This is a genomic window from Mycolicibacterium frederiksbergense (assembly GCF_012223425.1).
GTDB classification, from domain to species: domain Bacteria; phylum Actinomycetota; class Actinomycetes; order Mycobacteriales; family Mycobacteriaceae; genus Mycobacterium; species Mycobacterium frederiksbergense.
Genome location: NZ_CP038799.1, coordinates 2,570,847 through 2,591,544, shown reverse-complemented (window position 1 = coordinate 2,591,544; position 20,698 = coordinate 2,570,847). Strand labels below are relative to the sequence as shown.

The window sequence follows — 20,698 nt, the reverse complement described above, 5'->3', positions numbered from 1 at the left end:
TCCGTCGCGTCACCCCATCACCCGATCGTGAGGATGTCCATGAGCAGGACGAGCCAGCGCGATCTGGGCAGTTCCGGCAGTCCGATCGAGGACGAGTTGGAGGATGCCTTCAACCGGATGGTCGACGAAGGCACTCAGCGCCTGCACCGCAGCTGGCGCGAGGTGCTGGTGACCGGGTTCTTCGGTGGTACCGAAGTGGCGATGGGGGTGCTCGCGTACCTCTCGGTGCTGCACGCCACCGGTGATCACCTACTTGCCGGGCTCGCGTTCTCGATCGGCTTCCTGGCACTGTTGCTCGGCCGCAGCGAGTTGTTCACCGAGGGATTCCTCATCCCGATCACCACCGTGGCCGCGAAAAGGGCCAGTGGCCGACAGCTGCTCAAACTCTGGAGCGGCACCCTGGTCGCCAATCTCGCCGGCGGGTGGGTGCTGATGTGGCTGATCATGCGGGCGTTCCCCAAGCTGCACGAGCAGACCGTCGAGTCGGCCTCGCACTTCGTCACAGCCCCGATATCGGTGGAAACGGTGGCGTTGTCCCTGCTCGGCGGGATGGCGATCACGCTGATGACCCGCATGCAGCACGGCACCGATTCGGTGTTCGGCAAGATCGCGGCCGCCGTGGCCGGCGCCTTTCTGCTCGCCGGCCTGCAGATGTTCCACTCCATCCTGGATTCGCTGCTGATCTTCGGCGCGCTGAGCACCGGGGGGGTCCCGTTCGGATATCTCGACTGGCTCGGCTGGTTCGGCTACGTCCTTGTCGGCAATGTCGCCGGCGGCCTCGGCCTCGTCACGCTGCTGCGGCTGCTGCGCAGCAAGGACCGCATCGAGGAGGAACGCACGGAGGCCAGGCGTGGAAATCCGCCGAGCGGGGCATCCTCCGACGATGAATGACAACACTGCACGCGGCGTGCCCAAAGACGCCACCGAGGTCACCGAGGAGCAGGCCGAACAGCAGGAGCAGCAGGAGCATCGCAACGATGACCCCGACGCACCCGGACGGCATCAGGACCGCCACCAGATCGCCGACGAAACCTGACTGCTCGAACCGCCTCCATCCGGCCGTGCCGTTTTGGCCGGTTACAGCACTGCCGGACCCGCCTCAGCTAACGTGACGCGGGTGGGGTGCGGCTGCGGTAACGAAGACTCCCCGGGACCCGCGTTGTCGCGCCGGGCCATCCTGGCCGCGTCGATGACGGCGGTAGCCGGCGGCGTGGCCCTGCACGCCGCGGCCCGCAGTTCAGCCGATCCTGGACCCGCCCCGTTGCCCGAGAACGCACTGGTGACGCTCGGGGTACAGGCCGGGCCTCCCCCGGTGCCGAACAGAACCGGCATCTCGACCGCTCTCAAGGTCGGGCGCGACGTCTACCAGATCGATTGCGGACTGGGCTCGTTGAACGCCTTCACCAATACGGGGTTCACGTTCGAGGACCTGAAGAGCATGTTCATCACCCACCTGCACACCGACCACCTCACCGATTATGGAACCTTTCTGATGTCCGGCGGCTACACCGCTGCCAAGGGAAGGGTTCCGGTCACGGTCTACGGACCGGGGCCGGCCGGCGGGCTTCCGCCGAGTCGGGTGGGCGACCCGAATCCCGCAACGATCGACGCCGCCGATCCCACACCAGGGTTGGCCGCCACCACGCGGGCACTACAGCAGGCGTTCGCGTACACCAACAACATCTTCATCCGCGATATGGGTACCGATGACATCGCCGGCCTCTTCGACGTCGTCGAGATCCCCGTGCCACCCGGGTCGGATTTCGAGAACCGCTCCCCAGCGACGGAGCCGTTCCCGGTGATGTCGGACGACAATGTGACTGTCACGGCGACGTTGGTGTCCCACTACGACGTCTACCCGGCGTTCGCCTTCCGCTTCGACCTGAAGGAGTCTGGTGTCTCGGTGACCTTTTCCGGGGACACCACCAAGTCCGACAACCTCATCCGCCTCGCCAACGACACCGACATCTTGGTGCACGAGGCGCAGTTCAGCCTCGATGACGCCTACTACGGCAACCGGTTCCCGCCAGGCTATCTGGTGCGGTCGCACACCTCGGCCGCGCAGGTCGGTGAGGTAGCTGCGGCGGCCCGCGCCGGACACGTCATCCTGAGCCACTACGAGCCGACCGACCTGCCGGATTCGCAGTGGCAGAACGCCATCGGCAAGAGCTTCTCCGGTAGGCTTACCGTCGCGCGCGATGGACAGGTGTTCGCGATCTGACCTGCGCTACGCCCCGATGTGCGCGGGGATCCTGTCACCGAAGAGCCGAACAGCGTTCTCGGAGCTGACCTTCCGGTAGGTGTCGTCATCCATCGGATACGACGCCATGAACTCCGCGCCGGTCTGATTGTCGTCCATCGGGTAGTCCACCGAATACATGACGCGGTCGGCGCCCATCACCTCCAGCGTGCACGCGAATGCCGGGGCGCAGAAGTTGCCGCTCGTCGTGACGTGCACGTTGCGACGCAGATATTCCGAGGGCAGGTGCTGCAAACCTCTGCTCGAACGTCCCTCCCCGCCGAGTCCGTAGTAGCGGTCGATCCGGTAGGCGGCGAACGGCAGCATCTCACCGAGATGGCCGATGATCAGCTGCAGACCAGGGAACTTGTCGAACAAACCGGAGTAGATGAGGCGTAGCACGTGCGTGCCCGCTTCAGCGGCGAAACCCCACGATGCGAGGTGCATCCCGTCGTCGACATACGGGGCGAACCAGGCGTCCATGACGGCCGGATGCGGCGTCGTCGGGTGCAGGTAGATCGGGGCCCTCAGCGCCTCCGCGCGGGCGAAGAGGGGTTCATACGCCGGGTCGTCGAGGTAGCGTCCCTGGGAGTGCCCGTTGATCAACGCGCCGACGAGCCCCAGGTCGGTGACCGCACGCCCCAGTTCGACCGCCGCGGACGCCGGGTCCTGGGTGGCCAGCGTGGCGAATCCGCCGAATCGGTTCGGCGTCGCGCGGACGGTATCAGCCAGGTCGTCGTTGGCGCGCCGGGCGAGGTCGACGGCGCGCCCGACGTCGGTCTCGTCCTGAACCCCCGGATCGAACAGCGACAGGATCTGGAAGTCGATACCGCCGGCGTCCATCTGCTCGAGACGAAGCGGGCCCCTGTCATACAACCGGTCATAGCCCAGTTGGTTGTGCGTCTTCAGCCAACCGGCCACGACGTTGCCACTGCTGGCCGGATCCCACGCGTAGTGCTCCTCGAGGGCGATCAACGGCATGGCTACTCCGGGGTCCGGTGGATGTCTCCACGATCGTAGATAGGCGTCACATCGGAACGCCATAGCGAGGCCGAGCACGCAGTGGGCGCCGGCAGGGATGCGCGGCGATGTCGCACGGGCCGATTACCATTTCCCCGGCACACCCGTGCTTGCCGAGTAGAACCCAGAACACGGGGCACACTGATAACAACAGGACCTGCACGTTTCGGTCCTACCGCCACCCGGCCCAGACGGAGACAACGAGCAGTGAGTTACAACGCCGCAGACATCACCGAGCTCGACGATGTCCAGCACACGCGCCTGCGGCCGGCGGTGAACCTGGGCCTCGATGTGCTCAACACCGCCCTGCGCGAGATCATCGACAACGCGATCGAAGAGGTCGCAGTCCCGAGTCACGGCGGCTCGACCGTCACGATCACCCTGCACGCCGACGGGTCTGTGAGCGTCGACGACGACGGCCGCGGCCTGCCGGTGGACTCCGACCCGACCACCGGCAAGAACGGCATCGTCAAGACCCTGGGCACGGCGCGCGCCGGTGGAAAGTTCTCCGAGCATTCCGATGCCGCCAGCACCGGTGCCGGCCTCAACGGGATCGGCGCCGCAGCAGCGGTGTTCATCTCGGCGCGTACCGACGTGACCGTGCGCCGCGCCGGCAAGACCTACCTGCAGAGCTTCGGCGCGGGCTACCCCGGTTCGTTCGAAGGCAACGAGTTCGACCCGGACGCGCCGTTCACCCGCGCCGACAACCAGAAGCTGCGCGGCACCGGTAACCGCAAGCCGGACGCGCACGGCACCACGGTGCGCATCCTGTTCGACCCGATCGTGGTGCCCGACTCGACCGTGGACGTCGGTGAGGTGCTGCTGCGTGCGCACGCCGCCGCGCGGATGTCCCCCGGTGTGCACCTGATGGTGGTCGACGAAGGCTGGCCCGGCCAAGAGGTGCCGCCGGCATTGCTCGAACCGTTCAGCGGCCCGTGGGGCAGCGACACCCTCCTGGACCTGATGTGCACCGCGGCGGGCACTCCCCTGCCCGGCGTCCGCGCCGTCGTGGAGGGCCGGGGCGAATACACCACCGGCCGCGGTCCCACGCCGTTCCGCTGGTCCTTGACCGCCGGACCGGCAGAACCCGCCACCATCGCCGCGTTCTGCAACACCGTGCGCACCCCGGGCGGCGGGTCCCACCTGACGGCCGCGATGAAGGGACTGTCCGAAGCGCTGGCCGACCGCGCCTCCCGGATTCGTGATCTCGGCCTGGCCAAAGGTGAGGACGGCCCGGAGCCACAGGATTTCGTGGCCGTGACCGCACTGGCCGTCGACACCCGCGCCCCCGACGTGGCCTGGGACTCGCAGGCCAAGACCGCGGTGTCCTCACGATCGCTCAACCTGGCCATGGCCCCGGATGTGGCGCGCAGCGTCACCATCTGGGCGGCCAATCCGGCCAACGGCGACGCCGTGTCGTTGTGGACGAAGCTGGCCCTGGAATCGGCGCGGGCACGACGCAGCGCCGAGGGCGCCAAGGCCCGGTCCCGGGCGGCCTCGAAGGCCAAGGGGCTGGGCACCAACCTGTCATTGCCGCCGAAGCTGCTGCCCAGCCGGGAAACCGGACGCGGGTCGGGCGCCGAATTGTTTCTGTGCGAGGGCGACTCGGCGCTGGGCACCATCAAGGCGGCCCGCGACGCCACATTCCAGGCCGCCTTCCCACTGAAAGGCAAGCCGCCCAACGTCTATGGGTTCACCGTCAACAAGGCGCGGGTCAAGGACGAATTCGATTCGATCGAACGCATCCTGGGCTGCGGGGTGCGTGAGCACTGCGACCCCGAGCAGTGCCGCTACGACCGCATCCTGTTCGCCTCCGACGCCGACCCCGACGGCGGCAACATCAACTCCAGCCTCATCTCGATGTTTCTGGACTTCTACCGGCCACTGGTGGAAGCCGGGATGGTCTATGTGACGCTGCCGCCGCTGTTCGTGGTCAAAGACGGCAATGAACGCATCTACTGCCAGGACGAGTCCGAGCGTGATACCGCGGTGGCCCAACTGAAGGCCACCTCCAAACGCAAAGTGGAAGTGCAACGGAACAAGGGCCTCGGCGAGATGGACGCCGATGATTTCTGGAACACCGTGCTGGATCCGCAGCGGCGCACCGTGATTCGGGTGCACCTCGACGACGGTGACGCCAAGCTGCACCACACCCTGTTCGGCGGACCACCGGAGGGCCGGCGTACCTGGATGGCCGATGTCGCCGCCCGTGTCGACACCGCCGCGCTGGACTTGAGCTAGGAAGAAAGTACTGTGACCGCCACCCTGGACCTTCCGGAGCAGAATCCCGATCTGGTGCTCGACCAGAGCGCCGATGACTACTGGAACCACTACCAGCTGACGTTCGCGCTCTACAGCGTCAGCGACCGCGCCATCCCGTCGGCGTTCGACGGGCTCAAACCCGGCCAGCGACGCCTGCTCTACCAGATGCACGACTCGAGGCTGCTGCCCGGAAACAAGCCGCAGAAGTCCTCGAAGGTGTGCTCGGCGGTCACCGGAAACCTGCACCCGCACGGCGGCGCGTCCATGTACGGGGCAGCGGCGCTGATGGCCGCGGAGTTCCAGCGCGTGAAAGTGATTGACGGACAGGGCGCTTTCCCCCGCATCCAGGGCGACATTCCCGCCGCCGACCGGTACACCGAGATGCGGTTGTCGGCGCCCGGGGCCGCGCTGACCGCCGAACTCGATGACCACGCCGTACCGATGGTCTCGACGTTCGACGGTGAGTGGATCGAACCGACCATGCTGCCGGCCCAGTGGCCGGTGCTGCTGTGCAACGGCGCCGTCGGCATCGCCGAGGGCTGGGCCACCAAGGTGCCCGCGCACAATCCGCGCGAGATCATGGCCGCCTGCCGGGCGCTGCTGGCGCGGCCGAACACGACTGACGACACCTTGATGAAGCTCATTCCGGGCCCCGACTGGGGATGTGGGGCCACCGTGGTGGGCACCGCGGGGCTGCGGGAGTACATCACCACCGGACGCGGGCAGCTCACGGTACGCGGCACGGTGTCGGTGGACGGCAAGAACGTCATCGTCACCGAGCTGCCGCCTGGGGTCGCGAGCAACACTGTGCAGGAACGTATCCGGGCGCTGGTCGAATCCGGGGAGATGTCGGGGGTGGCCGACATGTCGGACCTGACCGACCGTCGGAACGGACTACGCATCGTGGTCACCGCCAAGCGCGGACACAGCGCCGAGACGATCCGAGACCAGTTGCTCGCGCTGACGCCGCTGGAATCGACGTTCGCGGCCAGCCTGGTCGCGCTCGACGAGGACCGGGTGCCGCGCTGGTGGACGGTGCGGGAACTGATCGGCGCGTTCCTGCACCTGCGCGACTCGGTGGTGTTGCGCCGCAGCGAATACCGACTGGAGAAGGTCACCGCGCGGCGGCACCTGGTCAGCGGTCTGATGATCATTCACCTGGACATCGACGCCGCGGTCGCGGTGATCCGTAACTCCGATACCGTCGACGATGCCCGCCTCGGCCTACAGGATCGCTTCTCGATCGACGAAGAGCAGGCAAATTACGTTCTGGCGCTGCAGCTTCGGCGGCTCACCAAGCTGGACGTCATCGAGCTGCAGGCCGAAGCGGACAAGCTGGACGCCGAGTTCATCGAGCTGACCGAGCTGGTGACCAACCCCGATGCCCGCCGTAAGGTGATCGACAAGGAGCTGGTGGAGACCGCCAAACTGTTCAAGGCGCCCGAGTTCGACCGGCGCACCGTGCTGGACCCCGACGCGGCACCGGTCACCGCCGGGTCCGACGAGGACGGGCCCCGCGAGAAGAAGGTCAACACCGCCTGGCGTCTCGATGACCGCGGCGTGTTCTCCGACAGCCACGGCGAACTGCTCAGCTCAGGGCTGGGCTGGGCGGTGTGGACCGACGGGCGGATCAAGTTCACCAACGGCAACGGCCTGCCCTACAAGATCCGCGATATCCCGGTGGCACCGGATATCACCGGGCTGCTGGCATCGGGTGTGCTGGCCGACGGCTACCACCTGGCGCTGGTGACGCGCCGCGGGAAGGTGCTGCGGATCGACCCGGCTGCGGTGAATCCGCAGGGCGCAGCGGGCAACGGCGTGGCGGGGGTGAAGCTCGCCGCCGAAGACGACGCGGTGATCGCGGCGCTGCCGGTATCGTGCGGCAACGGTGAAGCGATCCTGTCGATCTCCGAAAAGGCTTGGAAGGTCACCGAAGTCGCCGATATTCCGGTGAAGGGTCGGGGCGGGGCCGGCGTCGGTTTCCACCCGCTCGTCAACGGTGAGACCGCGCTGGTATCGGCGGCCATCTCGGCGACCGGGTTCGTGCGCGGCAAGCGGGCGGTGCGGGCGGAGAAGCGCGCCAAGGCTTCGGTCAAGGGCTCCGGGACGGATGTGACCCCGGCGGAGTAGCGGATGCTCGCCGTCAACCGCCGAGGATGATTCCGGTGAGCCAGACCAGCGCGGCACTGCAGGCTTCGTCCGCCTCCTCCAAGGATTGCGTGCTGGTCAGGAACGCCAGGCGAAGGCCGTCGACGGCGGCCACCACGATCTGTCCCGCCAGCGTGGGCTCTGGTGCGCCGAGCACGCCAAACAGGTGGGCGAAGAGCTCGTTGGTCTCGTCCTGCCAGGCACCGACCTCGTCGCGCATGGACGGCTTGGCCACGGCATACAGTTGCAGTTCGTACTGGGCACGCATGTAGACCCGGCCACGCGGTTCGGACACCATGATCTCGCGCAGCCACTCGTCCACCGCGGCGCGCACCTTCGCCGGCTCGCTCTGAGCCATGGCCGCCAACCGGGCCGTGTTCGCCCTCATCTCGGCCAACTCCGTCGCCACGGTGTGCCGGAAGGCCGCGGCGATGATGTCCTCGCGGGACGCGTAGTGGTAGGTGGTCGAGGACAGCGAGACCCCGGCCGCCTGTGCGACAGCCCGGTGCGTCAGTGCGTCGATACCCTTGCGACCGGCCACTTCGATGGCCGCGTCGACGATGTCAGCGCAGATCTGTTCCGCCGTCTTGCGGGTAGCGATCGCCCACTCTCCTACTTTCGGTACCGGGGTACCGGCGGTACAGGTGTACTTGCAGACCTTTCAGCTTACTCAGGCTTCGCCGCCGCGGACCGCTCACACACCGGTGTGGGATCGCAGGCGCAGTTGCGGTACAAATGTACTTACGGTACAAATGTACTTACAGGTCGCCGACACCCCGAACGGGAGACATCGTGGACCACCTTCCGGCACCTTCGGGCCGGCGTGACCGGTCCGCGGCCGGCGCCGAGCTGGCCGCGCGTTTCGAACGTGACGCGCTGCCCATGCGGGACCTGATCTTCTGCAGCGCCTTGCGAATGACGCGGCATCGCGCCGACGCCGAGGACCTCACCCAAGAGGTGATGCTCAAGGCATTCCGGAGTTTTCATTCGTTCCGGCAGGGGACGAATCTGCGCGCATGGCTTTTTCGGGTGCTCACCAACACCCACATCAGCAACCATCGTCGAAGGTCGAGCCGCCCCACCGAGGTGACAGCAGCCGAGTTCACCGACGGGCAACTCGCGGCCGACAGCCGCTACCGGATGCGGTCCGCCGAGGCGATGGCACTGGAGTCCCTGCCCGACCGCGCGGTCAGGGACGCCCTGACCGCGTTGCCCGAGAACTTTCGGATCGCGGTGTTCTATGCGGATGTCGTGGGCCTCCCGTACAAGGACATCGCCGCCGTCACCGGGACACCGGTGGGCACCGTCATGTCGCGGTTGCACCGCGGCCGCGCCCAGTTGCGCCGCCTGCTCGCCGACGTTGCCACCGACCACGGCTACCGCCACGCTCCGCGGCTCAGAGCATCATGAGGGCGTCGTTCTCGAACACCACCGGCCGCCGGCGCCGACTGGTCCCACGTGTATCCGTCGGCGCCGAAGCCAAGGCCGGAATCTGAGACAAGGGAGAAAGTCATGAGCGAACCAACGGCGGGGTGGCCGGCACTGCGTGTCGACGATTGGGAGCCCACGCGCCAGACGCTGCATATGTGGACCCAGATCATCGGGAAGGTGCGACTGGCGCATGCACCGTTGCTCAACCATTGGTGGCAGGTGCCGTTATACGTGTCACCGCGTGGACTGACGACCTCGGCGATTCCGGTGGACACGAGGCTGTTCGACGTGGAGTTCGACTTCGTCGACCATGCGCTGAAGGTCCGGGTGAGCGACGGCGGTTCCGGATCGATCTCGCTGCGCGACCGATCGGTCGCGCAGTTTCACGACGAGGTGCTGAGCCTGCTCGCCCGGCTGGGGATCGAGGTGCAGATCTCCGCGGGCCCCAACGAGGTGGATCCGGCCGTCCCGTTCACCCAGAATTTCCAGGCCGCGTACGACCCGGACGCGGTCGGCAAGTTCTGGCAGCAGCTGATCCAGGCCGACCGGGTGATCGGCCGGTTCCGGTCCCGATTCATCGGGAAGGTCAGTCCGGTGCACTTCTTCTGGGGCTCGTTCGACCTGGCATGCAGCCGGTTCTCCGGACGTCCCGCCCCGCCGCACCCCGGCGGAGCACCGAACTGTGGCGACTGGGTCATGGTCGAGGGCTACTCCCACGAACTGACCAGTTGCGGTTTCTGGCCCGGGGGTGGCGACGAGGGTGCGTTCTACGCCTACGCATACCCGGAGCCCGACGGCTACGCCGAGTTCCCGGGTTGCCCAGAAGGGGCCTTCTACGACGGCAAGCTCCGGCAGTACCTGTTGCCGTATGAGGCGGTGCGCACGGCCAACGATCCGGAGCAACTGGTGATGGACTTCCTCGAGTTCACCTACGTTGCGGCGGCGGATCTCGCGGGATGGGACCGCGAGGCGCTCGAGGTCGATCCCCAGCGTTGGCACTGAGGTTGCGGCGCTTCATCCAAATCGCCGTCGGTGCACGTTTCATCGGCTAGCCTGCGATCAGTCCGTCCCATCGATGGTCGAGTCGGAACGAATATCGCTCGGCGTCAATATATTTGGCCGACGGATTGGCATGGGGCCCGACGGAGGAGCGCGCGATGAGATGGACCACCAGCGGATTGCGCGGCACCGTGCCGAAGAGCGTTGCGGGCGGTGTGCTCATCTTTCTCGCGGTCACCGGCGCCCCCGCGCAGGCATTCGCGGTGCCCGCCACCGCCGGCACCTTCGGCGCGCCCGTGCCGCTCGAACCTCCCGGACCTCCCACCGGGCCGGACGACGACTCCTGCATCAGCCAGCCCGCCGATCCGGTGTGCGGAGGCGGCCCGTACGCGTTGCCACCGCCTCCGACGATTTCCATGCCCTCGCCCGCAATGGACGGCGGGATGCCCGGCATTGCCGGCATCGGTGGGATGCCCGGGACGATCTGACGCCGTCCGCGGCGCCACCTATCACCGTCAACGAGAGGAACACCATGACCATCACCGGCGGGCGGTCCGCGGTGTTCATCATCGCGGCGGGCGTGGCGGTCGGATCGACAGGCATCGCGTGGGCCGGTGGACCGCCCGGCGCCATATCGGGCGAACTGAGCGGCACCTACAGCTATCGGTCCGACACCGGACGACTCACCACCTGGGTGATCACGCCGTGCGGACCCGGATGCGCCGACGTGGCCGTCACCCCCGTCACCGACCCGAGAGTCAACCCCCACGGCGGGCAGGCGCGGCTGGCCGACGGACGGTGGGTGTTGACCGTTCCGTCCGCGCAGGCCGTCCGGTGCAAGCCGCCCAACGATGGTGTGACGGTCCCTGGAACCGTCACCTTTTCGCTCGATGCGGGGTCGATGAGCGGTACCGCCGTCCACGTTCAGTCCGCCGCGGGCTGCGGCGATCCGGCCGGGGCGACCTATTGGGGCGGCTTCACCCTGACGAAGGTCGGATAGCCCAGGGTCCCGCCTAGCGCATCGCCCGTCCCGCCGATCCCAGCATTTGTGCGGCTTCGACAACCCTTGCCGCCATGGCATTCTCGGCCGGCTTACCCCAGGATCTCGGGTCGTAGGCCTTCTTGTTGCCGTAGCCACCGTCGACCTTGAGTACCTGGTCGTAGTGGGAGATCATGTGGCCGGCGATGGACCGGGTGAACGCGTATTGCGTGTCGGTGTCGACGTTCATCTTGACGACGCCGCTTGCGACTGCCGACGCGATGTCCTCGGCGATCGACCCCGACCCACCGTGGAAGACGAGGTCGAAGGGCTTGGCCCTGCCGGTTTCCCCACCGATGACGGTCTGGATCTCCGCGAGGATCTCCGGGCGCAGGTGCACCGATTCCGGGTGGTAGACGCCGTGCACGTTGCCGAAGGTCAGCGCGGTGAGGTAGCGACCGCGCTCTCCGGTGCCCAGCGCCTGCACGGTGGCGCGCGCGTCATCGACGGTGGAGTACAGCTTGTCGTTGATCTCGTGGGACACGCCGTCCTCCTCGCCGCCGATCACACCGACCTCGATCTCCAGCAACGTGTTCGCTTTCACTGACGCCTCCAATAGGCCTTCGGCGATGCGGAGGTTCTCGTCCAGCGGCACCGCGGATCCGTCCCACATGTGCGATTGGTACAGCGGATCCAGCCCACGACTGCGCCGTTCTGTCGCGTCGGCGATCAGCGGCCGCACCCAGTCGTCGAGATTCTCGGCGGGGCAGTGATCGGTGTGCAGAGCGACTGTCACCGGATAGTGCTGTGCGACCTCGTGCGCATAGAGCGCCAACGCCTTCGACCCTGCGAAGCGGTTCTGCACCGCGTTGCCGGACAGGTAGAGCGCGGTGCCCAGCGACACCTGGATGATGCCGTCGCTGTCGGCCTCGGCGAACCCCTGCAGGGCGGCGTTGAGGGTCTGTGAACTGGTCACGTTGATGGCCGGATACGCGAACCCGCGCTGCTTGGCGCGATCCAACATCGCCACATAGTGATCAGGGGTTGCAATCGGCATGATCGACAGTCCTATCGGGGGTTATGTGCATCCGCACGAATTGCGGTGGTGGAAGGTCGTGGGCACGCGAATCTGCTGCGGCGCGTCATCGCTTCCGTGGATGCGGCGCAGCAGCAACTCGACCGCGGTGACACCGATCGTCTCGACGTCCTGTGCCGCGGCAGTGAGCCTGGGCGCGAAGAGATCCGACCATTCGAAGTCGTCGTAACACGAGAATGCCACCTCACCCGGTATCGATAAACCAAGTCTGCGAAGGGCTTTGAGCGTTCCAATGGTCATGGCATTGTTCAGGGACACCAGCGCGGTGGGCCGGTCGGCGCGCGACATCAGGGCGTGCACCTCACGTTCGGCCACGTCGGTGTTGGAATCACCGTCGAGGACCAGCGCGGGGTCCACGGCGATACCACGATCGGCCAGCGCCGCGCAGTAGCCATCGAATCGCTCGATGGTGGAGGAGATCCCGGCAAGGCCGCGGACGACGGCGATGCGGCGGTGCCCGAGGTCGAGCAGATGCGCGGTCAGCGACCGCGCCGAGGAGAAGTTCTCCGGGCCGACCTGATCGCACCCGGCGTCGACACCGCGGTCGATCAGGACGAGCGGGGTTCCGGTGCGCGTGATCTCGGGCAGGGTGATCCGCTCCGATCCGGCCGCGGGCGCCACGATCATCCCGTCGACCTGGCGGTCCAGCAGCGAACCGGTCACGCGCTGCTCCGAGGTCACATCGTCATGGGAGTCGCCGACGATCAGGACGTACCCGGCATCCGACAGGGCCCGCTCCACGGCGTGCACCAGGCTTCCGAAGTACGGATTGGTCAGCGCGGAGATGGAGAGTCCGACCGTGTGCGTGCGGCCCGCCGCGAGCGATCGGGCGACACCGTTGCGGCGGTATCCGATTTCCTCGATGGCCGCCTCGACGCGCAGGCGGGTGGCGGTGTTGACCTTGCGGGTGCCGTTGAGCACATGCGAGACCGTAGACGGCGAGACGCCGGCGAGACGGGCGACATCGCCCATGGTCTTCATCGGAGTCGCACGATGCGGTCCGCGCGGCCGGCGGTCGACTCGATCAACTGGGCGTTGCGCTCGTCGGATCCGAGGGCCCAGAACTTCGCTTCTTCCGCGGACTTTCCGTACGCCTCGTGCCGGCGCACGAGCCGGGCATGCCGAATGTCGGTGTCGGGGGCGAGGAACCACACCTGGTCGATATGGGACCGCGCCGCCGGCCACGCGTCGGATTCCAGCAGCAGGTAGTTGCCCTCGGTGACCACGAGCGGCACCGCAGCTGGGACGGGAATGGCGGAGCCGATCGACTCTTCGATCTCACGCCGGAACCGCGGGGCGTAGATGACGGGGTCGTCCCCGCGCTGGGCCCGCAGGCTCGCGATCAGCCGCGCGTACCCACCGTCGTCGAAGGTGTCGTGCGCGCCCTTGCGATTCAGCCGACCCAGGTCGATCAGGACCTCGTTGGCCAGATGGAACCCATCCATGGGCACCAGAACGGCGACCTCGGGGCCCAGTGCGGTGCCGAGTTGCTCGGCGACGGTGGACTTCCCGGCACCCGGGGCCCCGGTGAGTCCGAGGATGCGGCGTTCGCCGGGCACGACGAGGCCTCTGGCCGACTCGACCAGTTGGTCCAGGGTGGCGTCCTGCACGTCCTGCTCGAAGGTCACCATTCTCGCTTCCGATCCGTGGGGAGTTGGTCCAGCCATGCCCGCGGGCCGACTATCGAACACCGTAATGCCGCCACTCGGGCGGAGCGATCGATGCGTTCGGTGATGCCGCTCGCGCTCTGAGCCAGGTAATACGAGTACGCACCGTGGAAGGCGTCGCCGGCGCCCAATGTGTCGACCACCCTGACCCGTGGCACCGGCACGGATCCAGATCTGCCGTCCGACCACCACCGCACGGGCTCGCCGCCGTGCGTGGTGACAACGGTGCGGACACCGCCGCGCACCAACGCCGCCGCGGTGGATTCCGGACCGTCGGCGCCCGGAACCCTGAAGTCGTTGGAGCACACCATGTCCGTCGCGTGCGGGATGATGTCGGTCATCACCGGTTTCCAGCGACCGGCGTCGACGACGAGGGTGACCGCCCGTGCTGCCGCGTGCCGGGCAGCGTCGCGGGCGATCAGCGGGTGGTGTCCGTCGACGAGCACCACGTCGGCATCCTTGATCACCTCGCCCAGCTCCGCCGGTGGCGATGCGTCGGAGGTCACCGCGTCCAGCGAGACCACCGAGCGGTCGCCGGTCGATTCGACGACCGACACCGCGGAGACGGGTACCGCGCGGTGGGTACCCGCCGCGGCGTCGACCACGCGCACCCCGTGTCCGGCGAGATCGGCCCGGACCAGGTCGGCGACCGGATCGTCACCGAGAGCACTCACCAGGGTTGCGTCCCCGCCCAGTGCCGCAAAGGTGACGGCCGCGTTGGCCGCCGGTCCGCCGGCCGCCACGAACTGTGCCGTCGACGTGATCTTCTCATTCACCGCAGGAGCTTTCGCGATCCGGTGAATCACGTCCAGCGTTGCCAATCCCACGAAGACCCCGACGGGGGCCTTCTCAGATACCGGCGCGTTCCTCATCGGTCGGCTCCTCCGCACCCGTCATGAGCGCGACCACCTCGGACATCGAGCGCTTCTTGGGATCGACGACACCGGCACGCTTGCCGAGGCGGTGGATGTGGATCCGGTCGGCCACCTCGAACACGTGCGGCATGTCGTGGCTGATGAGCACCACCGGGATACCGCGGTCGCGGATCGACCGGATCAGGTCGATCACCTGTCCCGACTCGCGCACCCCGAGAGCGGCCGTGGGCTCGTCCATGATGATCACGCCGCGGCCGAAGGCAGCGGCCCGCGCCACCGCGACACCTTGTCGCTGCCCACCCGACAGCGTCTCCACGGCCTGGTTCACCGACTTGATGCCGATCTTCAGGTCGGCGAGGTGCTGCGCGGCCTCCTGCCGCATTCTCGGCATGTCCAGCCGGCGGAAGATGTTGCCCGCGATGCCCTTACGCCGCATCTCACGCCCGAGGTAGAGATTCGATGCGATATCGAGGGCCGGTATCACCGCGAGATCCTGGTACACCGTTTCGATGCCGGCGGCTCTGGCGTCCCGGGTGTTCCTGAACGACATGGGGGTTCCGTTCATCAGGATCTGCCCGGCGTCCGGTACCACCGCGCCGGCCAGCGCCTTGATCAGGCTCGACTTTCCGGCACCGTTGTCGCCGATGACGGCGAGGACCTCACCCTCGTGCAGCGCGAAGTCCGCGCCGTTGATCGCCGTCACGCTGCCGTACTTCTTGACCAGGCCGCGGGCCTCCAGCACCGGGGTGCCGCTCGTCGCGATCGTCACTGTGACCTCCTGCGCGCGAACTGATCCACGGCGACCGCGACGATCACGAGAATTCCGGTCGCGATGTTCTGGTAGAGATTGTCGACACCGGCCTGGGTCAGGCCGTTGCGGAGCACCCCGACGATGAGCGTGCCGACCAGGGTTCCGCCGACGCCGCCGCGCCCACCGAACAAACTGGTCCCGCCGATGACGACCGCGGTGATCGACTCGAGATTGGCGTTCTGATAGGCGTTCGGGTCGGCGTTGGGAATGCGCCCGAGAGCGGCCCACGCGGCGATGGCCGCGATCACGCCCGTGGTGATGTACACCGACAGCAGCACCCGCCCAGATTTGATGCCGGACAACATCGACGCCTGCGGGTTGCCGCCGACCGCGTAAACATGTTTACCCCAGGATGTTTGGGACAACGCGTACCACATGACGAGGTAGACCAGCAGCATCGCGACCACACCGTAGGTGGTCGAGAACGAGCCGATGCGGAAGGACGTGCCCAGGAAGGTGAGCGGGCCCTGCTCCACGCGGTAGGTCTCGGAGCCGGCGAGCAGCCGGGTCGCCGCCTGGATCGCGGTGAACGTGCCCAGCGTGACGATGAACGGTGGCAGCCGCAGCATCGTGACCAGCCCGCCGTTGATCGCACCGAACGCCACGCACACCAGCAGCGTGGCCCCCAGTGCGACGAAAGGCCCGTTGGCGCCGGCAGTCTGGGCCATCACGATGCTGCCGAAGACGGCGACCGCGCCGATGGACAGATCGATGCCGGAGGTGAGGATGATCAGGGTCTGGCCGACGGCCAGGATGCCGACGACCACCGACTGCTGCAGGATCAGCGAGACGTTCTGCGGATTGAGGAACGAATCCGAGACCGCGCTGAAGATGACGATCGCCAGCAGGAGTGCCACCATCGGGCCGAGCAGCGGTTCACGCAGGATGCTGCCCGCGTTGAACCGGCTCGATACCGAGGGCTTTGCCGCAGAAGGAGCCGTCGAGGGAGCGCCGGTGCTCATGGCCGGGCTCAGCCCCAGCAGTTCTGTTCGGCCCAGGCGGTGTCCTTGGATTCGAGGCCGGCGACGGGCTTGTCGGTGATGAGCTCCGAGCCGGTGTCGTTGAATCCGCTCGGCTTGGTGCCGTCGGTGGCGAACTTCACCACGGCCTGCACGCCTTGTTCGGCCATCTTCGCCGGGAACTGCATCACCGTGGCGCCGATCTTGCCGGACTTCACATCGGCCACGCCGGTGCAGCTGCCGTCGATCGACCCGATGGTGATCTGGTCGGTGCGGCCGGCGGACTGGATGGCCTGATACGCGCCCGCGGCCGCAGGCTCGTTGATGGTGTAGAGCGCGTTGATGCCCGGCGCGCGCTGCAGGATGTTCTCCATCGCGGTCTGGGCCTTGGTCTGGTCTCCGTTGGTGTTCTCCTGGCCGACGATCTCCGGCGAACCCTCGGTGATGCCGAAGCCCTCCAGGAATCCGTCGTGCCGGAAGGTGTCGACGGTGCCGCCGGGGGTGCCATCGAGCATCACGATCTGCGGCGGTGCATCGCCAAGGGCGGCTTTCACCCATTTGCCCTGGCTGACGCCGGCGGCCAAGTTGTCCGTCGCGAACGTCGCGTCGACGGCGTCCTCGGGGTCGGTGGCGGTGTCGAGCGCGATGACCACGACACCGGCGTCGCGGGCCTTCTTGATCGCGTCGAGCACTCCGGTGGAGGAGTTCGGGGTGATCAGGATGCCCTTGACGCCCTGGCCGACCATGTTCTCGATGGCCGCGACCTGGCCCTCGTTGTCGCCGTCAAAAGCTCCTGCAAGCGCGATCAGCTCGGCACCATCCTTGTCGGCCTGCGCCTTGGCGGCCTCGCGCAACTTCACAAAGAACGGATTCGAATCGGTCTTGGTGATCAGTCCGACCTTGATGGCGTCCGAATCGGATCCGCCGCAGGCCGTCAGACCCAGAACCAGCGAGCCGGCCATGAGAACCATCCCGACCGCGTGCGTGCTGCGCTTCCCGAACATGTGGACTCCCTTGTCCCCGATGTGACGCGGATCGCATCACGTGATCTTCGGGAGCCTAAACCGTAGGCAAGCGCTTGCGCATGCGCTTTCGCAGAATTTGAATCGGTTCAGTCCAGGCCGAGCTTCTCGGCGAGATCGAGCACCGCCTGCGCGCGGGCGCGGGTGGGTCCGACGCTGCCGTCGTAGGGCCCGGTGGGTGCGTCGAGGCGCGCGAGCGTCCTGCGGGCCTCGTCAATGTCGATTGCCGAGGGGCTGAGCAGGCTGTTGATGGTCTCGGCGTGCTCGGGATCCAGACACAGCCGTCCGGTCATGCCCGCGGAGTTGGCCACCGCTGTCTCCCGGGCAAGGTGGCGCGACTGATCGCGCAGGGTCGGCCCGTCGATCGGCGCCGCAAGACCGGCGGCGCGGCTGGCGATGACCAGCCGGGCGCGCGGATACGCCAGCACCGTCGGATCCTGGCTCATCCCGGTGTCCCGGCGAAAATCACCGAGCCCGAACGCGATCCGCGCGCAGCCCGGCGCCCGTGCGATCTCGCTGACCGATTCGATGCCCAGTGCCGATTCGACCAGGGCCACCAGCGGCGTTCCGGGCGGTAACCGCGCGGCGGTGGCGGCGATATCGTCGCCGGATTCGGTCTTGGCCAGCATCACGCCGACGAGCCCGGGGGTATGCGCCACGGCGTCCAGGTCGGCCGACCACGCCGAGGTCGCCACGCTGTTGATCCGCACCCACGCCTGCGCCCCGGCGCTCAGCCACTCGGCCACCGACACCCGGCCGGCGGGTTTCTGCGCTTCGGGCAGTCCGTCCTCGATGTCCAGCACGATGGCATCGGCGCTGCTGGCGATGGCTGCGTCATACGCCTCACCGCCATCGGGGATTCCCGGCTGCAGCAGCCACGTGCGGGCCAGTGACCAGTGCGGCTTCCGGCGTCGCTGCGTTGCCTGCGGTGAAACTGTCACGCGTGCACCTTTCGCTCGGCGATGTCTTTTCCATCGTCCGAGCCGATCAGCCCACTGGCCAGATTAAGCACATAATGTTCACGGCCCAGTGGGCCACTGGGCCTCAGAGCGTCGCTTTTGACGTTTCTTCGGACCGCGGGGGCCAAGGTGTTGTGAAATAGCGTCACACACGATGCCGTTGATACGGGGCTCCATGCACAAGCTGACGACGGTTCTGGCCGCCTCTCTCGATCCGGTGTCCCTGATGAGCAGGATCGCCGAGCAGACGTGTCTGTTCACCCCCAAGGCCGACGGTGCCGCCATCAGCATCTACACCCAGGACAAGAAGTTCGTCGTCGTGTCAGCCCATGGGCTGGTGGCCTCCCTGCTCGGCCTGGTACTGCCCGGGGAGGGCACCTTCCAGGGACGTGCGATCGCCACCGGGCAGCCCCAGGTGAGCCACGAAACCTCGTCCGACATGTCGCTGACCTCCGAGGTTCGGGAGATCGGCGACCGTCTGGGCATCCACTCCCTGGTGGTGATTCCGTTGATGCACAACGGCATAGCGGTCGGCGCTCTTTCCGTCACGGCGACCGAGGCCCATCGGTTCAACGACGCCGATGTTCTCGCCATCACCTCGATCAGCCAGTTCGTCTCGGCGCTGATCGACTCGCACTCGGAGTTGTCGCGGCTACTCGATGTCCTGCTCGACGACCCCCGCACGCCGAACGCCGAATCGGCGGCTCGATTTCTGGCATCGGTGTTGCTACCCGAGGCTCTACGGGAAGACCAGTTTCACGACCAGTTGGACGCCCTGCTGTCGACGCCGGCCGAGCTGCAGCCGGTCTTCCAACCCATTGTCGACCTGGCCAGCGGCCGCACGCTGGGCTTCGAGGGCTTGTCCCGATTCCCGGCACAGCCGGAGGTGAGCCCCGCCCAGTGGTTCGACACCGCGCGCCGGCTCGGCCGCAGCTATCCGCTGGAACTGCTGGCATTGCGGCGCATCCTCGCCGCCGCGCGTGCCATCCCGAACGAGTGCTTTCTGGCGGTCAATCTGAGTCCGCTGACGGCGCTCGATCCGACCGTGCAGGACATCCTGACCGGCGCCGAGTATCGACTCGTGGTGGAGATCACCGAGCACGAGCCGTTTCCCGAGGACTTCGCCGTCCGGTTGAAGCCGTTGCGGGACAAAGGTATCGACCTGGCCATCGATGACGCCGGTGCCGGATTCGCCAGCTTCACCCAGCTGCTGCGGCTTCGACCGGACATGATCAAGATCGACGGCGAGTTGACCTCCGATATCGAGAACGACCCGGTCAAACGAGCGCTGGCCACATCCATCGTGCAACTCGCCACCGAGCTGGGTTCGTCGACGGTCGCCGAGGCCATCGAGAACCCGCAGCAGATGCGCGCCCTGCGGGCCCTGGGAATCCAGTGTGGGCAGGGGTACCTGCTCGGCCGACCGGGCCACATCGGCTGACGGCCCGCCGGTCACAGTCGTCGTGCGCCGGGAGGTCACGCCGCGGAATAGCGCCCCGCGGCCGGGCGTTGGCGCCACTATGAAGATCGGAATCATCGGAGCAGGGCTGATCGGCGGGACACTGACCCGTCGGCTGCGCGAACTGGGCCACGACGTGACCGTGGCGAATTCGCGGGCGCCCGAGACGCTCGCGGACCTGGCCAACGAAACGGGCGCGACGGCGGTGTGGGCCAAGGACGCCGCGGCCGGCGCCGACCTCGTCATCGTGAGCATCCCGCAGAAGAACGTGCCCGATCTCGCCGACAGCATCGTCGATGCGCGCAAGCCCGGCGCGCCGGTGATCGAGACCAACAACTACTACCCGCAGCAACGCGACGGGGAGATCTCGGCCATCGAGGACGGTCAGGCCGAAAGCGCCTGGGTCGCCGAGCAGATCGGTGCGCCGGTGTACAAGGTGTTCAACGGGATCTTCTGGAAGCATCTGCTGAAGAAGGGCACGCCCAGCGGTGCGTCCGATCGCATCGCGCTCCCGATCGCCGGCGAGGACGGACCGGGACGGGAGTTGGTGCACGGGATCGTCGAGCAGCTCGGATTCGATCCGGTCGACGCCGGGCCGATCTCCGAGTCGTGGCGACAACAACCCGGGACGCCGGTGTACGGCAAGGACTTCGACGTGGAGAACACGCTGAAGGCACTGGCCGAGGCGACACCCGAGCGCACGGCCGAGTGGAGCGCGCGCACGACGTAGGCCACCCGTCGCTCCGTGACATCGTCGCCGTCGCGGGCTGTC

The 20,698-nt window shown here is 67.2% G+C and carries 21 protein-coding genes; 11 read left to right on the top strand and 10 right to left on the bottom strand.

Going from position 1 to position 20,698, the window contains the following annotated elements:
- Nucleotides 1–39: 39 nt before the first annotated feature.
- From EXE63_RS15385 to EXE63_RS15375, 3 genes are all read left to right on the top strand, one after another.
- On the top strand, nucleotides 40–891 hold the full coding sequence (locus tag EXE63_RS15385; protein WP_168142637.1) for a formate/nitrite transporter family protein: 852 nt from the start codon (nucleotides 40–42) through the stop codon (nucleotides 889–891).
- Complete coding sequence (locus tag EXE63_RS15380) at nucleotides 884–1,036, top strand: hypothetical protein (protein WP_168142636.1); 153 nt, start codon at nucleotides 884–886, stop codon at nucleotides 1,034–1,036. Before EXE63_RS15385 ends, EXE63_RS15380 begins: the two co-directional genes overlap by 8 nt.
- 153 nt (nucleotides 1,037–1,189) lie before the next feature.
- Nucleotides 1,190–2,221, top strand: a complete 1,032-nt coding sequence (locus tag EXE63_RS15375) for an MBL fold metallo-hydrolase (RefSeq protein ID WP_234904585.1) — start codon at nucleotides 1,190–1,192, stop codon at nucleotides 2,219–2,221.
- A gap of 6 nt (nucleotides 2,222–2,227) precedes the next feature.
- Here the strand turns inward: EXE63_RS15375 and EXE63_RS15370 are convergent, their stop codons facing one another.
- Entirely contained in the window at nucleotides 2,228–3,220 is a 993-nt protein-coding gene (locus tag EXE63_RS15370) for an amidohydrolase family protein (RefSeq protein WP_168142635.1), read from the bottom strand.
- Nucleotides 3,221–3,466: 246 nt separating this feature from the next.
- Between EXE63_RS15370 and EXE63_RS15365 the strand changes: the two genes are divergently transcribed.
- Together EXE63_RS15365 and EXE63_RS15360 are read left to right on the top strand one after the other, a co-directional pair.
- The gene (locus EXE63_RS15365) at nucleotides 3,467–5,500 is read left to right on the top strand and encodes a toprim domain-containing protein (protein ID WP_168142634.1); all 2,034 of its coding nucleotides are present in this window, start codon (nucleotides 3,467–3,469) and stop codon (nucleotides 5,498–5,500) included.
- A gap of 12 nt (nucleotides 5,501–5,512) precedes the next feature.
- Nucleotides 5,513–7,651, top strand: coding sequence for a DNA gyrase subunit A (locus EXE63_RS15360; RefSeq protein WP_168142633.1), 2,139 nt, complete (start codon nucleotides 5,513–5,515; stop codon nucleotides 7,649–7,651).
- 13 nt (nucleotides 7,652–7,664) lie between these two features.
- Here the strand turns inward: EXE63_RS15360 and EXE63_RS15355 are convergent, their stop codons facing one another.
- Nucleotides 7,665–8,210 (bottom strand): TetR/AcrR family transcriptional regulator, encoded by a 546-nt coding sequence (locus tag EXE63_RS15355; RefSeq protein WP_168142632.1) that lies wholly within the window; start codon nucleotides 8,208–8,210, stop codon nucleotides 7,665–7,667.
- A 251-nt stretch (nucleotides 8,211–8,461) separates the two neighbouring features.
- Between EXE63_RS15355 and EXE63_RS15350 the strand changes: the two genes are divergently transcribed.
- From EXE63_RS15350 to EXE63_RS15335, 4 genes are all read left to right on the top strand, one after another.
- Nucleotides 8,462–9,079 (top strand): sigma-70 family RNA polymerase sigma factor, encoded by a 618-nt coding sequence (locus tag EXE63_RS15350; protein WP_234904514.1) that lies wholly within the window; start codon nucleotides 8,462–8,464, stop codon nucleotides 9,077–9,079.
- Nucleotides 9,080–9,181: 102 nt separating this feature from the next.
- The gene (locus EXE63_RS15345) at nucleotides 9,182–10,102 is read left to right on the top strand and encodes a DUF5996 family protein (RefSeq protein ID WP_168142630.1); all 921 of its coding nucleotides are present in this window, start codon (nucleotides 9,182–9,184) and stop codon (nucleotides 10,100–10,102) included.
- A 155-nt stretch (nucleotides 10,103–10,257) separates the two neighbouring features.
- Entirely contained in the window at nucleotides 10,258–10,587 is a 330-nt protein-coding gene (locus EXE63_RS15340; RefSeq protein ID WP_168140745.1) for a hypothetical protein, read from the top strand.
- 44 nt (nucleotides 10,588–10,631) lie between these two features.
- On the top strand, nucleotides 10,632–11,099 hold the full coding sequence (locus EXE63_RS15335; protein ID WP_168142629.1) for a hypothetical protein: 468 nt from the start codon (nucleotides 10,632–10,634) through the stop codon (nucleotides 11,097–11,099).
- A gap of 13 nt (nucleotides 11,100–11,112) precedes the next feature.
- Here EXE63_RS15335 and fbaA read toward each other — a convergent pair whose 3' ends face one another.
- The 8 genes from fbaA to EXE63_RS15295 form a co-directional block, all read right to left on the bottom strand.
- Entirely contained in the window at nucleotides 11,113–12,135 is a 1,023-nt protein-coding gene (gene fbaA / locus EXE63_RS15330) for a class II fructose-bisphosphate aldolase (protein ID WP_168142628.1), read from the bottom strand.
- A 21-nt stretch (nucleotides 12,136–12,156) separates the two neighbouring features.
- The gene (locus tag EXE63_RS15325; protein WP_168142627.1) at nucleotides 12,157–13,155 is read right to left on the bottom strand and encodes a LacI family DNA-binding transcriptional regulator; all 999 of its coding nucleotides are present in this window, start codon (nucleotides 13,153–13,155) and stop codon (nucleotides 12,157–12,159) included.
- On the bottom strand, nucleotides 13,152–13,802 hold the full coding sequence (locus EXE63_RS15320; RefSeq protein WP_168145604.1) for a nucleoside/nucleotide kinase family protein: 651 nt from the start codon (nucleotides 13,800–13,802) through the stop codon (nucleotides 13,152–13,154). The genes EXE63_RS15325 and EXE63_RS15320 overlap by 4 nt, the downstream gene beginning before the upstream one ends.
- A complete protein-coding gene (locus tag EXE63_RS15315; RefSeq protein WP_168142626.1) occupies nucleotides 13,799–14,713 on the bottom strand; it encodes a PfkB family carbohydrate kinase in 915 nt (304 codons plus the stop codon). Before EXE63_RS15315 ends, EXE63_RS15320 begins: the two co-directional genes overlap by 4 nt.
- Nucleotides 14,691–15,485, bottom strand: coding sequence for an ATP-binding cassette domain-containing protein (locus EXE63_RS15310; protein WP_168142625.1), 795 nt, complete (start codon nucleotides 15,483–15,485; stop codon nucleotides 14,691–14,693). Before EXE63_RS15310 ends, EXE63_RS15315 begins: the two co-directional genes overlap by 23 nt.
- On the bottom strand, nucleotides 15,482–16,489 hold the full coding sequence (locus tag EXE63_RS15305) for an ABC transporter permease (protein WP_168142624.1): 1,008 nt from the start codon (nucleotides 16,487–16,489) through the stop codon (nucleotides 15,482–15,484). Before EXE63_RS15305 ends, EXE63_RS15310 begins: the two co-directional genes overlap by 4 nt.
- 8 nt (nucleotides 16,490–16,497) lie before the next feature.
- Nucleotides 16,498–17,490, bottom strand: a complete 993-nt coding sequence (locus EXE63_RS15300; RefSeq protein ID WP_168142623.1) for a substrate-binding domain-containing protein — start codon at nucleotides 17,488–17,490, stop codon at nucleotides 16,498–16,500.
- Nucleotides 17,491–17,597: 107 nt separating this feature from the next.
- Nucleotides 17,598–18,449: an HpcH/HpaI aldolase/citrate lyase family protein gene (locus tag EXE63_RS15295; RefSeq protein ID WP_168142622.1), complete on the bottom strand. Its 852-nt coding sequence runs from the start codon at nucleotides 18,447–18,449 to the stop codon at nucleotides 17,598–17,600.
- Nucleotides 18,450–18,621: 172 nt separating this feature from the next.
- Between EXE63_RS15295 and EXE63_RS15290 the strand changes: the two genes are divergently transcribed.
- Together EXE63_RS15290 and EXE63_RS15285 are read left to right on the top strand one after the other, a co-directional pair.
- Complete coding sequence (locus EXE63_RS15290) at nucleotides 18,622–19,908, top strand: sensor domain-containing phosphodiesterase (RefSeq protein WP_168142621.1); 1,287 nt, start codon at nucleotides 18,622–18,624, stop codon at nucleotides 19,906–19,908.
- A 79-nt stretch (nucleotides 19,909–19,987) separates the two neighbouring features.
- The gene (locus EXE63_RS15285; RefSeq protein WP_168142620.1) at nucleotides 19,988–20,656 is read left to right on the top strand and encodes an NADPH-dependent F420 reductase; all 669 of its coding nucleotides are present in this window, start codon (nucleotides 19,988–19,990) and stop codon (nucleotides 20,654–20,656) included.
- Nucleotides 20,657–20,698: the final 42 nt, after the last annotated feature.